We start from the raw sequence: 1,820 nt of genomic DNA on the forward strand, positions 1-1,820 counted from the left end.
CAGAAGAACTGTCGCACTTGGCTTGACAATCCGTCACATATAAAATTCAAAAGCATCATCCATTAATTGATCACTTTCAACAATACTACTATAACCAATTGATGATAATTTTTCCTTCCATTTACGACTAAGCAGTTGGAGGTTTTCAAGATTAGGTGATAACAAAGTTAGTGATACTTCATCATTTAGGATATATATATTGGATGGACCTTCATTTACAACAACTGCCTTATAATTAAATGAGCTATTCCATTTGTTTGCATACCCATTCTTTAATATTAATGATCCAAGAGTTGATCCTTGTTGGTAACCAACATCAGATACTTCTCTTACCCCTAGTTCTCTAGGATGTCCTTTTCTCAATAACTCTTCAATACCTCCATGTAATGAATCTATAGTTTCATTTTGTGTCTTGTGAAATTGCAAATGCCGGAAACTGTTATACCATATTTCTTTTATATCAATTGAATCTGGAGCATCAGCATATCCATTCTTATTAAAAAATCTAATGCCTCCTAATATATGATCTTCATCAATATGCGTAAATATTATTAATGAGACACCATCTGCCTTAATTTTCTGAAGCTCTTGACTGATATACTTATCATACGTGGTGGAAAAGCCCATATCGACTATAATATGCGTATTAATATCTCCCATACATGATATTAAAAAGCTATCTCCATATGATGCTGGAAACATTTTTACCTCAATCATATTGCTCTCTTCCTTATAAAAGTATTTATGTCTTGAAACTAGTAATTAATTCCCTAATTAAATACAATATCTTATAATGATCAAAAATATGTCGAAACATGTCTTTTTTAGAGTTTCCATCAGAGAATTCATCTTCTGAATTAACGTTGTTTTACTAATTTTTCCTTTAGCAAGTCTTGCAATCGTAAACTCCTAAAAACTCAATATATTTCATCAATACTATGATAGGTAGTCCTCACGAGAGGCTAATCATGTAAGTGCCTATCAATCAAGTGCAACATTTTGTTTTTTAACTCTAAAATCAGAATGCGCTTTTATTAACGACTATTAAAACGTACCATTGAACTTTCTATCTCTCTTTTCCTGTCGTCGCTTTCGTGCCCACATTGATCCAAAAATTTCTGCCAGAATCACAGAGCCGAGTAAGATACCAAAAAGGTATCCCCAGTGTAGATCAGGTATATTAAAGTAAATAGCCAGCCCACCTATAACAAATAATCCTCTCAAAACATAGGCAACTTGTCTGCTTTCTGCATAATACGTTCTTGCCACTTGTTTTCACCTCATCAGAATATCTCAACCTATACAAGAGGACTATATACCCAAGACTAACGAAATATTTCAGCCCATTTTTCTACTAAATCCTGCATAAATCTTCTTTATTTCTTACACTATAGCATATTCATGGGGATATATGGAACAAAAAAAGCCCTTGTATAATACCAAGGGACTATTAAAACTTCGAAATTATAGATGTTCCGTAAAAACAAGGACTAGCAGATAACATACATCAAAAAAATTTGGTAGACTTTATTATTTATTTGTTAATTCAACTGGTGGTTGAATATTTTAAAAAATCAATTATGAAGTTATTGTTCGTGCCAACAAACTCCAATAGAATTAGATTACATGAAGGAGCGTGAGGATTCATGAAGGAAAAATTAGCAAGAAACATAAGCATATACCGCAAAGAGAAAGGACTTACACAAGAAGAGCTTGCACAAATACTAGGGCTTTCATTTCAAGCCGTATCCAAGTGGGAAAATGCTCAGACAATGCCTGATATTTCGTTACTACCTCAGTTATCAAGAACTTTAGAAGTA

At 32.9% G+C, this 1,820-nt stretch carries 3 protein-coding genes; 1 reads left to right on the forward strand and 2 read right to left on the reverse strand.

Annotated elements, in window-relative coordinates; genetic code table 11:
• Positions 1-33: 33 nt before the first annotated feature.
• Entirely contained in the window at positions 34-717 is a 684-nt protein-coding gene (locus tag L696_RS0120715; protein WP_025685340.1) for an MBL fold metallo-hydrolase, read from the reverse strand.
• Between the two features lie 327 nt (positions 718-1,044).
• Positions 1,045-1,269: a hypothetical protein gene (locus tag L696_RS0120720; RefSeq protein WP_025685341.1), complete on the reverse strand. Its 225-nt coding sequence runs from the start codon at positions 1,267-1,269 to the stop codon at positions 1,045-1,047.
• 377 nt (positions 1,270-1,646) lie between these two features.
• On the opposite strand from L696_RS0120720, the gene L696_RS28850 reads away from it, so the two are divergent.
• A partial coding sequence (locus tag L696_RS28850; protein WP_155985446.1) for a helix-turn-helix transcriptional regulator occupies positions 1,647-1,820 on the forward strand: 174 nt, incomplete at its 3' end.

Source organism: Paenibacillus maysiensis (genome assembly GCF_000520815.1).
GTDB lineage: Bacteria > Bacillota > Bacilli > Paenibacillales > Paenibacillaceae > Paenibacillus > Paenibacillus maysiensis.

What these genes read in the sequence shown, in the direction of transcription:
- L696_RS0120715 (WP_025685340.1), bottom strand. Translation starts at nt 717, where the DNA reads ATGATTGAGGTAAAAATGTTTCCAGCATCATATGGAGATAGCTTTTTA.